At 51.8% G+C, this 11,782-nt stretch carries 14 protein-coding genes; 6 read left to right on the forward strand and 8 right to left on the reverse strand.

What is annotated here, in order from left to right; genetic code table 11:
• Positions 1-12 precede the first annotated feature (12 nt).
• The 5 genes from fliZ to PAG01S_RS04845 all read right to left on the reverse strand — a co-directional run bounded on the left by fliZ (position 13) and on the right by PAG01S_RS04845 (position 5,268).
• Entirely contained in the window at positions 13-516 is a 504-nt protein-coding gene (gene fliZ / locus PAG01S_RS04825) for a flagella biosynthesis regulatory protein FliZ (protein ID WP_010247591.1), read from the reverse strand.
• 50 nt (positions 517-566) lie between these two features.
• Positions 567-1,289 (reverse strand): RNA polymerase sigma factor FliA, encoded by a 723-nt coding sequence (locus PAG01S_RS04830; protein WP_003854529.1) that lies wholly within the window; start codon positions 1,287-1,289, stop codon positions 567-569.
• A gap of 144 nt (positions 1,290-1,433) precedes the next feature.
• A complete protein-coding gene (locus PAG01S_RS04835; protein ID WP_010247595.1) occupies positions 1,434-2,402 on the reverse strand; it encodes an HNH endonuclease signature motif containing protein in 969 nt (322 codons plus the stop codon).
• A 305-nt stretch (positions 2,403-2,707) separates the two neighbouring features.
• Positions 2,708-3,910, reverse strand: coding sequence for a flagellin lysine-N-methylase (fliB, locus tag PAG01S_RS04840; RefSeq protein WP_022625487.1), 1,203 nt, complete (start codon positions 3,908-3,910; stop codon positions 2,708-2,710).
• Between the two features lie 158 nt (positions 3,911-4,068).
• Complete coding sequence (locus PAG01S_RS04845) at positions 4,069-5,268, reverse strand: FliC/FljB family flagellin (protein ID WP_022625486.1); 1,200 nt, start codon at positions 5,266-5,268, stop codon at positions 4,069-4,071.
• Between the two features lie 335 nt (positions 5,269-5,603).
• On the opposite strand from PAG01S_RS04845, the gene fliD reads away from it, so the two are divergent.
• The 4 genes from fliD to amyA all read left to right on the forward strand — a co-directional run bounded on the left by fliD (position 5,604) and on the right by amyA (position 9,383).
• Complete coding sequence (fliD, locus tag PAG01S_RS04850; RefSeq protein ID WP_062757860.1) at positions 5,604-7,016, forward strand: flagellar filament capping protein FliD; 1,413 nt, start codon at positions 5,604-5,606, stop codon at positions 7,014-7,016.
• An 11-nt stretch (positions 7,017-7,027) separates the two neighbouring features.
• A complete protein-coding gene (fliS, locus tag PAG01S_RS04855; RefSeq protein WP_010247609.1) occupies positions 7,028-7,435 on the forward strand; it encodes a flagellar export chaperone FliS in 408 nt (135 codons plus the stop codon).
• Positions 7,435-7,800 carry a flagella biosynthesis regulatory protein FliT gene (gene fliT, locus PAG01S_RS04860; protein ID WP_010247612.1) on the forward strand — a complete coding sequence of 122 codons (366 nt, stop codon included), beginning with the start codon at positions 7,435-7,437 and terminating at the stop codon, positions 7,798-7,800. Before fliS ends, fliT begins: the two co-directional genes overlap by 1 nt.
• Positions 7,801-7,901: 101 nt before the next feature.
• The gene (gene amyA / locus PAG01S_RS04865) at positions 7,902-9,383 is read left to right on the forward strand and encodes an alpha-amylase (RefSeq protein WP_010247614.1); all 1,482 of its coding nucleotides are present in this window, start codon (positions 7,902-7,904) and stop codon (positions 9,381-9,383) included.
• A 100-nt stretch (positions 9,384-9,483) separates the two neighbouring features.
• On the opposite strand, the gene yedD is transcribed toward amyA, so the two are convergent.
• Positions 9,484-9,957: a lipoprotein YedD gene (yedD, locus tag PAG01S_RS04870; RefSeq protein ID WP_031593420.1), complete on the reverse strand. Its 474-nt coding sequence runs from the start codon at positions 9,955-9,957 to the stop codon at positions 9,484-9,486.
• Between the two features lie 254 nt (positions 9,958-10,211).
• On the opposite strand from yedD, the gene PAG01S_RS04875 reads away from it, so the two are divergent.
• Entirely contained in the window at positions 10,212-10,535 is a 324-nt protein-coding gene (locus PAG01S_RS04875; protein ID WP_008926858.1) for a DUF6388 family protein, read from the forward strand.
• Positions 10,536-10,737: 202 nt separating this feature from the next.
• Here the strand turns inward: PAG01S_RS04875 and iraP are convergent, their stop codons facing one another.
• Complete coding sequence (gene iraP / locus PAG01S_RS04880) at positions 10,738-11,037, reverse strand: anti-adapter protein IraP (RefSeq protein ID WP_010247621.1); 300 nt, start codon at positions 11,035-11,037, stop codon at positions 10,738-10,740.
• A gap of 174 nt (positions 11,038-11,211) precedes the next feature.
• On the opposite strand from iraP, the gene PAG01S_RS04885 reads away from it, so the two are divergent.
• A complete protein-coding gene (locus PAG01S_RS04885) occupies positions 11,212-11,451 on the forward strand; it encodes a DinI-like family protein (protein ID WP_003854508.1) in 240 nt (79 codons plus the stop codon).
• Between the two features lie 38 nt (positions 11,452-11,489).
• Here the strand turns inward: PAG01S_RS04885 and PAG01S_RS04890 are convergent, their stop codons facing one another.
• Positions 11,490-11,756 carry a hypothetical protein gene (locus PAG01S_RS04890; RefSeq protein WP_010670837.1) on the reverse strand — a complete coding sequence of 89 codons (267 nt, stop codon included), beginning with the start codon at positions 11,754-11,756 and terminating at the stop codon, positions 11,490-11,492.
• Positions 11,757-11,782 lie beyond the last annotated feature (26 nt).

An 11,782-nucleotide genomic window follows, 5' to 3' on the forward strand; every position in this document is an offset into this window, starting at 1 on the left:
TGCAGATCAGGGTTAACCCTGCTGCCAGCCTAAGAACTGATCGTACTTGCGCAGCGCGATGCGGTAATTGTTATTACCGGCATCGGGCAGATCGCTTTCCAGACACTGATGCCAGCTATTTCCCTGAAGCCTGTCGGCCGGGAAATTTCTGGCTTTCAGCATCTCATCCAGACGACGCAGCCGCACCACATATTCACGAATCGTGCTGGGGCTCATCTCTGTCTGTTCAAACAGATACTGTTTAAACGCCATTATGTCGAAGTAATTAGGATGGGTATTACAAAAAATATCACTGCAAAAACGACAAAGCGCGGTCAGTTCGGGCTGAAGTTTCAGCCACAGCTGCTCATCAATCATCTGGTCCATCCGAGCGATGGCCTCTTTATTGATGATCTGGCCACGAAAAACGAGCGCCATTCGATCTAATACCTTGCCACAGTGTGAACAGTTGCTCTGGCTGTGTTTATAGTCTTTAAGATAACGACTTAACGGTCTGGCCTTGGTCTTGGCTCCCATTACTGAGTCCCCGGTTTTTTATAATTTTGAATCGCCAGGAACTGATACTGCTAGCGCGCTCCCGCAAGTCGGGCACGCAGGCGTTTAATCGCCTGACTGTGCAGCTGGCTGACACGGGATTCACCCACATCAAGCACCGCCCCAATCTCTTTCAGGTTCAGTTCTTCCTGGTAGTACAGTGTCAGCACCATCTTTTCACGATCGGGTAACGCTTCGATCGCTTCAATGACGCGCTCACGCAGACTCCCTTCAAGCAACTGATGAAGCGGATTAGCCTCTTCATGGCCTTCCGTCACCAGCTCCGCGCTGTCGCCGTGCTCTTCCCGATACTCGTCGTAGGAGAAAAGTTGACTGTTGTTGGTGTCCAGCAGGATCTGCCGGTACTCCTCCATGGAAACATTCAGCTGCTGCGCCACTTCCTGCTCAGAGGCAGAACGCCCCAGCGACTGTTCCACTCTGTGCATTGCTCCGGCCACCTCGCGTGCATTACGACGCACACTGCGCGGTGCCCAGTCCCGACTACGAAGCTCGTCGAGCATGGCGCCACGAATACGCTGCACGGCATAGGTGGTAAAGGCTGTACCCTGGAGCGCGTCATAACGCTCTACGGCATTTAACAGCCCTATCCCACCCGCCTGCAGCAAGTCGTCAAGCTCAACACTGGCCGGCAGGCGAACCTGCAGACGCAACGCTTCATGGCGCACCAGCGGCACGTAGCGCTGCCAGAGCGAATGCTTGTCCATCACGCCTTCGGCGGTATAGAAATCGTTCACGTTGACTACCCTGCGTTAATGAAGTTATCGGCATGATTATCCAATTCTGTAGCGTTTTCGATTGGCTGAATAGGCGGGGTAAAACGAGGCTATTTCATTTTTGTTACCTCAGAGTGCAGATCCTTCTGCACTCTTCAGCGGAGATTAACGACGGGCGCGCAGCCGTTGCCGGGTGGCGGGCGGCACTGCCGCCCACAGGCTGCAGACGCGACCTTCCAGTTCCTGATACCAGGGCGCCAGATGCTGTTGCGCCTCTTCGCCAGGATGCACCAGAATCTCGCCCGATTCACCATCAATGCTAATCAGTCGGTTAATAAACAGCCGCTGCAAATCACTGCGTAAAAACAGGCCGTTATCGATGCTGTTATCTGCCAGTACACCGTCATCCCCTTCCTGCGTGTCGATATGGCAGGCTTCCACCCATGGCCAGTTATGCCGTTCGGTCAGCTCGGTGCCGGTCATCACACAGGCGCCGTAGCGGGCTTTGACACCGGCGCTGAATTCCGCCTGGCTGGCGCGCTGCAGCACCCGGGCTTTGACACGACGCCCGACCTCAGTTCCCGGCATCACCGCCGCCGGGACTTTGTGCTGTGGCGTACTCAGCACCACGATGAACTGAATGCGCTGCGACTGCGGAAAACAGGGATCCGCCTGTGGATTGAAAAGCTGCCAGTAAGCGTCTTCATCATCCTGATGCATCAGCACCAGTTTATAGCCGCGGCTGTTAAGCAGATTCTGTGCCGTGGCGGATTGGGGATCGATCATCGCGAAGACCTGGCTGCTGCCCATCACTTTCCACAGGTTGTCGCGCTTCTCGCTATCGCTGCGACGGAAATAGAGGAAGGAGAGATTCTGCTTAAGGTAGTGCTCAAAGCGACGCAGGTAATTTTTACGTTCGTTGTCATGGGAGATGAACAGCAGATCCTCCAGCGGGCTGTTGCTCTCTTCCTGCGCGAACACCGCGCGGATTTTCAGCGTGCGCAGCCCGGTTGACGGACTCAGCAAGGCGCGCGCCGTCAGCTCTTTATCATCAGGGTATTGCAGAGCATAACGCCGGGCGATCTCTTCAAAGGTCAGCCGCTCACCCGGTAACAGGTCATAATTGAAGCGCATAGACACTCCACAAAGTTAAAATCAAAAATGATGTTGTTCTGTGAGGAGTTATCGGCAGTCTGGAGGGGAACTGTAACGGGCTGGGGGGATTGCCTGGGATTGAGAGACAGGCAGCCTGCAAGGTTGTGGTCAGGAAACCGGTTTGAAGGAAGCGGGTGTTAAATTGCGTTGCATTGCCTGGAGCTGCTGGCATAAAAATAAGCCAGCACACCAGCCGCAATTCTTTCAGCGATTAGCTAATGCCCGCACCTGTCTATCAGGGAAAAACAGGCGATGCCGATGATGCGAAACTGCATCGCCTCAGATCATTTAAGCAGATAAATCAGCGACAAATCGTCATTGACCTTGACCTTATCAATCTCGGCCAGAAACGCCATCACCGATTGTGGCGTATGTTTTGTTATTGAGTGGTAGCTGTAGATGATATTAATAATATCCTCTTCACTGACGGTTCCGACTAACTCAACATTGGCCGCAATCAGTGATTTAAGCAGGAACCATTCTGCCGTCAGAAGATATAAGCTCAGTAACGGGCTGCGATTTTCGTTATTAGGGAAGAAATCATCATAAATGCGGTACTGAATATAGTTATTCATTATCCACGGCCGTTCAGCAAGCCAGGGCATAACCTGCTTCTGCCAGACGTTGTCCAGCCGGATCATTGGCTGACTGACGTCATCGGTTTTGGCCCCTTCGGCCTGAATGTAAATCAGCTTATTAACGTAGTGATTCAGGGTAGGAAAGGCGCGCTTATCGGCCATGGTGCTGAACCAGCTTTGCAATCTCAACAGTAAAGACCATTGCAGGTTATAGTCAGGTTTAACCTGGTCAAGCTGTAGCCTGATTTCACCCTGTGTCAGGTTGTTGAGTACATCAGAAAAATGATGCTCCATCTGGACCAGCCAGTCTTCTTCAGGGCTTACTCTTTCCGCGCCCAGCAGAAAGCTGGCCAGCGCGTAAAACCCTTCATCAAGATGAATGCCGCTGAATTTAATGATGTTAAGACACATCAGATTCAGTAGTTTCTTTTGCTGATCGAGATCTTTAGCTTTATTGCCATAAGGTTGTTGCCTGATGCTCTCCCCGAACAGCATCGCGTCAGGTGAGGCTAATAATTGCCGGGTCGCCTCCGGACAGGAGAGCGCCAACGTTTTTTGCTGTTCATATTTAAAGGTGTTCGCCGCTCGGGGATAGGTCGCACAGGTGTTGCTCAGTGCGGCAGCACCCAGCCGGGAATGCACTTTGCACAGGCGATTTTCATCCATAAATGCACAGTTGCCAGAAGCATTAAGCTTCATAGTTCCCCAACTGGCAAAGCTTTTGCGGGTGGTGGTGATGTTTTCAACTGCCAGCGTTTTGATTTCAATCAGCGAGGATTTTAAATAGCGATTGACCGTGGGCTTATCCAGGTGGATATCCCAGCCCTTACAGCAGTGATCGCGACACTCACTACCAATACATTTGAAGGCGCTGACAAAGAGCGGTTCCACGACAGTAATATTTTTCATTATTTACCTGCTCAACAAAGGCATTTAAAAAAGAGTCTTACTGTGAGGATAAAGGAACGCGGGGAGATTGATTGGCAGAGAAACAGGGCAAAAACAGGCTAATCGCAGGCATAAAAAAACCCCGCCGAAGCGGGGTTTGTCTTTTATAAGTTGGGTGATTAGCCCTGCAGCAGAGACAGAACCTGCTGTGGAACCTGGTTAGCTTTAGCCAACACTGAGTTACCAGCCTGCTGTACGATCTGCGCTTTAGACATGTTTGAAACTTCAGTTGCGTAGTCAGCATCCTGAATACGAGACTGTGCTGCAGACAGGTTAGTGGTGGTGTTGTTCAGGTTAGTCACGGCTGAGTTCAGACGGTTCTGAATCGCACCCAGTGAAGAACGGAACTTATCAACGCTGGCAATCGCTTCGTCCAGCTTTTTCAGTGGATCAGAAGTTGAACCTGAGGTCACGTTAGACAGGCTCATGTTAGCCGTATCCAGTGTGAACGCAGCGGTATCGCCACCAGCAGTCGTTACTGCAGCCTTCGCATCAACTGCAACGTAGAAGTCCTGGTTTGCACCGTTAGCAATGTCAAAACCGTTCGCTTTCAGGCTGTTGGTTTCTGCATCGCTGGCTGATTTCACGTTAACTTTAGCGAACAGGTTGCCGTTGTCATCTTTATACACTTTATCTGCAGTAACAGTGACGTTAGCGGCTGCAACACCCAGGCGAGTCGCCAGGCTATCAGCTGTGCCTTCAGCAACAGTGGCTTTAGATACGTTACTGGTAGAACCGTAAACGCTCTGGAAGTCAGCAGCTGCAGCAGCAGTAGGTGTACCCTGTGGACCATTCACGTTGAAAGTGTTCAGTTTCAGCGTAGAAGAGTCAATTTTCTTCAGGTCGATGGTGATAGTTTCGCCATCGTTAGCGCCAACCTGAATTTTCATTGAGCCATCTTTAGCCAGCACGTTCACGCCGTTGAACTGAGTCTGACCAGATACGCGGTCGATTTCGCTCAGACGGGATTTGATTTCGTCCTGGATTGAAGATTTGTCAGAAGCTGAGTTGGTACCGCTGCTAGCCTGTACAGTCAGTTCACGAACACGCTGTAAGTTGTTGTTGATTTCTGACAGTGCGCCTTCAGTAGTCTGCGCAGCAGAGATACCGTCGTTGGCGTTACGAGCAGCCTGAGTCAGGCCCTTGATGTTAGAGGTGAAACGGTTGGCAATTGCCTGACCAGCAGCGTCATCTTTCGCGCTGTTGATACGTAAACCAGAAGACAGACGCTCCATTGAAGTAGACAGAGCTGACTGGTTCTTGTTGATGTTGTTCTGAGTGATCAGCGAGAGGCTGTTGGTATTAATGACTTGGGCCATGATGAATTTTCCTGTTAATCAAGTCTTTCGGTTAAGGTGTGGGCTTCAACCCGCCGGCTTCAGCGCCGTCAAAGTTGTTATCGTCTGCCGTTTAACAACCTTTAGAATTTTTTTAGTACCAGGCGAATTTTTCTGCTTCAACCTGTCACGTTTTAAGTTATCGCCACCCGCCCGAACTTCTTTAGGCTTAATTCATTAATTTTCTAGCCGCTGAATTACCCTTCTCTATAGTGCTTATTTACCTCATTACCCTAAGGCAAATAACCTTAAACTTTCCTTATTCAAGGCCGATAACCCAGGTATCAATTTTCTGTCGACCTTATAAAGGAATTAATATGGCTAGTATAAGCAACCTCGGTGTGGGTTCCGGCCTGCCACTCAGTACCATGCTTGACAGTTTGACCACCGCTGAAAAAGCTTCACTCAAACCTATTTCTACTCAGCAGACAGCTTATACGGCCAAGCTCAGTGCTTACGCCACCCTGAAAAGTTCACTGACAACTTTCCAGGCTGCTAATACCAAGCTGAACAGTGCTGACCTGTTTACCGCTACGACTGCGGCCAGTAGCTCCACAGCGTTCAGCGCGACCACTTCTGGCAGCACCGTGGCCGGTAAATATGCCATTAACGTCACGCAGCTGGCACAGGCGCAGGTACTGACCTCAGGAGTACAGAGTAGCAACACCGCCGCGCTGGGCGACAGCTCCGTGGCCAGCCGCAGCATCGCGATTACCTTAAAAGATGGCACCAGCAAAAGCATCACGCTCTCCAGCGATCAGACCTCGCTGACCGGCATGCGTGACGCCATCAACGGCGCCAATGCCGGCGTCACCGCCAGCATCATTAAGGTATCAGACGGCAGCTTCCGCCTCTCAATGAGCGCCAATAAAACCGGCAGCGACAATGCGGTGGCAACCATCGCCGTCACTGGTGACAGCACGCTACAGGGGATTGTGGGCTTTGACGCCAGCGCCAGCAGCAACGTGATGACCCAGAGCGTCGCTGCGCAGAATGCCAAACTGACGGTCAACAATGTTGCGATTGAAAACAGCAGCAATCAGATTAGCGATGCGCTGGAAGGGATTACCTTAAATCTGACCGCGCAGACGGTTGGCGATCAGACGCTGACGATTACCAAAGACACCTCAAAATCCTCCAGCGCCATCAGTGCCTGGGTGGATGCCTACAATACGTTGCTGGATCAGTTCAATACCCTGACCAAATTCACCAAAGTCGATACCAACAGCGATGCACAGGACTCCAGTAATGGTGCCCTGCTGGGTGACAGTACGTTACGGACGATTGAGACGCAGCTGAAAAGCATGCTCACTAATTCGCAGAGCACATCTACCTTTAAATCACTGAGTCAGATTGGTGTCACCACCGATCCCACCACCGGTTCATTAAAACTGGATTCGACCAAGCTGAACAGCGCACTGGATAAAGATGCTGCAGGTGTGAAAGCGATGATCGTAGGTGACGGTAAAACCGGTATCGCCGCTAAAATCGACAGCAAGCTGACTGACTGGCTGGCTACTAAAGGGATTATTCAGTCCGCCACCGATGGCGTGAGTAAAACACTGAATAGGTTAACCACCCTCTATAACACCACCAGCGATCGCATTGATGCGGATATCGCACGCTATAAAACGCAATTTACTCAGCTGGATATGGCCATCAGTAAACTCAACTCGACCAGCACCTATCTGACGCAGCAGTTCGACACGTCCGATTCGTCTAAAAAATAACAGGAGTGACCATGTACAGCGCTACAGGCACCAAAGCCTATGCAAAAATTGGCGTAGAAAGCGCCGTGATGAGCGCCAGCCAGCAGCAGCTGGTTGTGATGCTGTTCGACGGTGCACTGAGCGCGTTAATCCGCGCTCGTCTGTTTATGCAGGATGGCAATATTGCAGGCAAAGGCAACTCGATCTCCAAAGCGATCAATATTATCGAAGCCGGCCTGAAAGAGGGCCTGACTGAAAACCGTGGTGATGAGCTGGCAGACAATCTGCTGGATCTTTACAACTACATGACGCGTCGCCTGTTGCATGCCAACCTGAACAATGATGTTGCAGCAGTCGAGGAGGTCGAAGGCCTGCTGCGCAACATTGCTGACGCGTGGAAAGAAGTGGTTCAACCTAACCTGATTCAGGACGCCGTTTAATGACTACTGCACCGCATCTGATTACCGTTTACCAACAGTTACTCGATCTCAGCCAGGGAATGCTGCGTCATGCAGCACAAGGCGAATGGGATGAATTGATCAGCAGGGAGATGGAGTATGTCAGTGCGGTGCAGAACTTAGCCCAATCGACAGAAGCCGTGTCGCCGTCGGCACAGACTCAGGAGCAGTTACGTCCGGTGCTGCGCCGTATTCTCGATAACGAATGTGAAGTGAAACGTCTGCTGCAGGCGCGGATGGATGAGCTGGCCTCACTGGTGGGTCAGAATAGTCGCCAGAAATCGGTGATGTCCGCTTATAGCAATCAAGGCGGCGTTGTTATGGTGCCGCACGAAACCCTCTCCTGATCCCCTGCTCTGTCACGCCGCCAGATTTATTTTTCTGCGCGGCGTCTCTTTTTTGCCGCTTACTCCATACTTGATTTTCATCATCCCCTGGAGTGCGGTACATGCAAAACCCAACGTTATTACAGTTTTTCCATTGGTATTACCCGGATGGCAGCAAACTGTGGCCGGAAGTCGCCGATCGTGCGGCCTGGCTCAGCGAAATAGGTATCACCATGGCGTGGTTGCCACCGTGCTACAAAGGGGATTCGGGAGGCTATTCTGTCGGTTACGACAGCTACGATCTGTTTGACCTGGGTGAATTTGATCAGAAAGGCAGCGTTGCCACCAAATATGGCGACAAACAGCAGTTACTGGCGGCAACAGAAGCCCTGCGTAGTCACAACGTTGGGGTGCTGCTGGATGTGGTGCTGAACCACAAAATGGGCGCCGACGAAAAAGAGGCGATCAGCGTTAACCGCGTCAATCCCGATAACCGCGATGAAATCTACGACGAAGTGGTCGGGTGCGAGGCCTGGACGAAATTTACGTTTCCGGCACGCGCCGGGGAATTTTCGAAATTTGTCTGGGACCACAAATGCTTTAGCGGCGTAGACCACATCGAAAATCCGGACGAAAACGGCGTATTCAAAATCATCAATGACTACACCGCCGAAGGCTGGAACGACCAGGTTGATAACGAGCTGGGTAATTTCGACTATCTGATGGGCGCCAACATCGATTTCCGCAACAACGCGGTCAGGGAAGAGCTCAAATACTGGGCGCGCTGGGTGATGGAACAGGTGCCCTGCACCGGCTTTCGTCTGGATGCGGTAAAACATATCCCGGCCTGGTTCTACAAAGAGTGGATTGACCATATTCAGGAGGTTGCTGAGGAGCCGATGTTTATCGTCGCGGAATACTGGTCGTTTGAAACGGAGAAGCTGCAGGAGTATGTGCATCAGGTAGAAGGCAAAACCATGCTGTTTGATGCGCCACTGCACATGAACTTCCACCAGGCCTCAACCGCGGGCAGCGCCTACGACATGAGCCAGATTTTTGCTAACTCGCTGGTGGTTGCTGATCCGTGGCATGCCGTGACGATCGTGGCTAACCACGACACCCAGCCGCTGCAGTCGCTGGAAGCGCCGGTAGAAGCCTGGTTTAAACCACTGGCCTATGCGCTGATCCTGTTACGTGAACAGGGTGTGCCCACCATCTTCTATCCCGACCTGTTTGGGGCGACCTATGAAGATGAAGGCGGCGACGGCGAGAAGCACAAAATTGAGATGCCGGTAATCCCTGAACTGGAAGGATTGATCCGGGCGCGCCAGCAGTATGGCTGGGGTGTGCAGACCGACTATTTTGATCACCCAAACTGCGTGGCCTTCAGCCGCAGCGGCACCGAAACACAGCCAGGCTGTGTGGTGATCATGTCGAACGGCGATGCCGGTGAGAAAAGCGTGCCGATGGGTGAAGGTTTTGCCGGTAAGGTCTGGCGCGATCATCTGGGGAATCGGGAAGAGACCATTACTGCCGACGAGCACGGCACGGCGGTCTTTGTCTGTAACGGTGGCAGTGTCAGCGTCTGGGTGGTTGCAGAATAAGGTCGTTGCCGAAGAAATGACTCAAAACTAAACCCGCCCCGGCAGGCAGAAGCGTGAAGTGCGCTCTGCCCGTCGGGGCGGTTTTGTTATGGTCCGGCTGTTATGACTTCGCGTTGTTTTCTGTAATCGGTGTGCGCAGCAGTTGCGGTTCGATGTTCTGAATCACGGCGGCTTTCGGCTGTTTCGCCACCTCTTCCAGCGCCTGCTGACACTCAACGGTCGGACGCGCCACTTTACGCAGGGTCATCCTGTCATAGCTCAGCTCGCCATTCTCCACGACCAGCGGCATCACCCGCACCTGACGCGTTACATTGACATAATCGCCGCTTAACCGGGTCAGTTTGCCCGGCTTCGCAATCACCCGCATCCACTGACGGCAGTCCAGCGTGCTGCCATCCGCATTGATGATCACACTGGCTATCGCCTTATCGCTGATCAGGCTGCTCTGTGGGCCGACGGTTTGCCAGGTTCCCTGCAGTTCAGCGGGCGCCGGTGTTTGCACCGCATTCTCATAATCGTTGATTTGTGCACAGCCACTCAGTGCCAGCGCGGCAATCAGCATCCACTTTTTCATGTTTAATCCCTAAGATCCCATCAATGGCGGCTACGTTATAATTTTTCCACCGCGTTGCGCAAGGTATCTGGGTGTTCAAACACCACGCAGACCCTGATTGCGCCAGAATTTATCCCGCAGTGAGCTCCACGGTCAGGTTTTTGACCGGAAGTTCAGAGGCTGAACTGATGCAAAGCCCCGCCTTTGTCACGCCTGACAAGCGGAAGACAACCCGCTACACTGACGCGCTGCAACAGACTTTCAGGAATATGAATATGAAAACGCCAGAAGCCTACTATGCCCAGGCGCGCGAGATGTTTTTTACCGCGCATCCCGACTTTCAGTCTGCACTTGATGAATTAACGGAGAGCGACGCCCGTGCAGCTAACCTATCACTGCGACAGCTGCGCGAATGGCATGCCGAACGCATCTATGCGGCCTTTTTGCGGCAGAAGAATCTGGATGGAATGATCTTTTCTATTCAGCTCGCTGAGCCGGATAAAGCGGTGGCGGCTGAAGCTATCGAGACTTATCTCAAATCTCATGCTGAGTCGCTGGGGATGAGCTGGGAAGAGTTTTGCATCAAAAACGAGCTTTAATCAGGGCCGCGCTGAAGTTGTATATTGCAAACACCTCCAACCAGTTCCGGCACTGCAGATAAAATTGTACTAACCGGGAGAAAGTGTATAACTTCGGCGTGCGACTCAGGTCGTGATTGTCCTTTAACGAATAGTGCTGATGCACTGCCTCTGCAGGTGTTGTCTCAATTCCACCTCCAGAGGCGAATTTTTTTATCCGCCCCTACCCTTCACCTTCCGTCGCTTTACCCTTTACTTCAACATAACTCGCTACCGCCAGCAGACGATTAATATGCGTCAGCAGCAGATCCACATCAGACTGCAGAAACTCGGTCGAAGATTGCGAAGCGGTAACAATGGCATCCTGCACCGTTTCTGAAATAGTCAGCGAGTTGTCCTGTTTCGCCTGCACCAGCAGCGCCGCAACCAGCAGGGACTGCGCTTCAAGCTGCGCCGTCAACTCTTTTGCATCGACGTCCATCTTTGCCAGTTTTAGCAGAATATCAATTACCAGTTGTCGCATCGCGGACCTCCTAAAAGTAAGCCGCCATTATGTCGCGATGCGTGCGCATTTTGCTAGTCGAAGATTGAGGTTTATGCGAGATAAAAATTTACACGAAATCAGGCGCGCTGCCTTGCTACTGTTTTTATTTACAGTATTATATGTCAGCGATTTTGCCCTGAATGGATTGCCATCATGTTTGTTGAGTTGATTTACGACAAGCGCAACGTTGCCGGTTTACCGGGTGCTCGCGAGATGATTCGTGAGGAGCTGGAAAAGCGGGTGCATCGGGTGTTCCCTGACATTGAAGTTAAGGTCAAGCCGATGGAACGTAACGCGATTGATACTGATTTGAGTAAGAACGATAAAGCGACGGTTGCGCGGATTGTTGAAGAGATGTTCGACGAAGCGGAAATGTGGCTGGTGGCCGATTAATCCCTTAACGGCCACCACATCAGTTAGCGGGAGATGACTTAGCTCTCCTGCTCGCTGTGATTAACTTCAATCTCGATGTCCTGAATCGCGGCATCCAGATCTTCCAGCAGTTTACCCTGCTTATTCAGCAACGCATCGATTCGGTCGGCGTTGGTCTTGTCTTTATACTCACCCGCATCAAACGCTAACCATTGGCTGGAAAGGGTTTCGGTGTTGGTCTGAGCATAGTGACGCATCTCTTTTAGCTGAGAAGTCACGTCACGCAGATATTCAGTTTTGGTCTTGGTTTCTGTTGAATCGCTCATGCTAAATTTCCTTCTGGTCATCTATC

Origin of the sequence: Pantoea agglomerans NBRC 102470 (genome assembly GCF_001598475.1) — a bacterium.
Lineage (GTDB): Bacteria > Pseudomonadota > Gammaproteobacteria > Enterobacterales > Enterobacteriaceae > Pantoea > Pantoea agglomerans.